General features: G+C 66.9%; 1 protein-coding gene. It reads left to right on the top strand.

What is annotated here, in order from left to right:
- The coding region (locus tag ACFOSH_RS42470) for an ISAzo13 family transposase (protein WP_378247216.1) at positions 1 to 1,051 on the top strand (1,051 nt) is incomplete at both ends.

Below are 1,051 nucleotides of genomic sequence, written 5' to 3'. Positions count from 1 at the left end.
CCGCCGTCGGGGCGGGGGCCGTAAGCGGGTCACCGAAACCGATCCGGGTCTGCGTCAGGCGTTGCTGGCGCTGGTGGAACCGGCCCCGCGGGGTGATCCTATGTCGCCGCTGCGGTGGACGACGAAGTCGACCCGCAAACTCGCCGTCACACTCACCGCCCAGGGGCACCCGGTGGGCGCCGACACGGTGGCGAACCTGTTGCAGCAGGAGGGTTTCAGCCTGCAGGGCAACGCTAAAACCTTGGAGGGCAAGCAGAATCCCGACCGGGATGCCCAGTTCCGTTACCTCAACGCCCAGGTTAAGGAGCATCAGGCCGATGCCCAGCCGGTGGTCAGCGTGGACACCAAGAAAAAGGAGCAACTCGGGGAGTTCGCCAACTCCGGCCGTGAGTGGCACCCGGCCGGGCAGCCGGTCGAGGTCAACACCCATGACTTTCCCGACAACACCCTGGGCAAAGTCGTGCCCTACGGCATCTATGACCTGGCTGCCAACACCGGCTGGGTGAACGTCGGCACCGACCACGACACGGCCACGTTCGCGGTGGAGTCGTTGCGCCGCTGGTGGAACACCGCCGGCCGAGCCGCCTATCCACATGCCCGGCGGCTACTGATCACCGCCGACGCCGGTGGCTCCAACGGATACCGCACCCGAGCGTGGAAAACCGAACTCGCCGCCCTCGCCCTGCAGACCGGCCTGGCCATCACTGTCTGCCATTTCCCGCCCGGCACCTCCAAATGGAACGCCATCGAGCACCGGTTGTTCTCCCACATCACGATGAATTGGCGGGGTCGCCCTCTGGCCAGTCACGAAGTCGTCCTGCGCACTATCGCGGCCACCACCACCCGCACCGGCCTGACCGTCCACTCCGAACTCGACACCGGCAGCTATCCCCTCGGAACCACCATCAGCGACCAGCAGATGGCCGAGCTGCCCATCACACGCCACCACTGGCACGGCGACTGGAACTACACCCTGCACCCAGAACAACCCGCCGCCACCACACCGGCCCCGCCATCAACCCCGGCCGCGCCCAGCCACAGCTGGCTGTTC

The sequence above is a fragment of the Amycolatopsis speibonae genome (genome assembly GCF_042647925.1).
Taxonomy (GTDB): domain Bacteria; phylum Actinomycetota; class Actinomycetes; order Mycobacteriales; family Pseudonocardiaceae; genus Amycolatopsis; species Amycolatopsis speibonae.
This window is presented reverse-complemented; position numbering and strand designations above follow the sequence as displayed.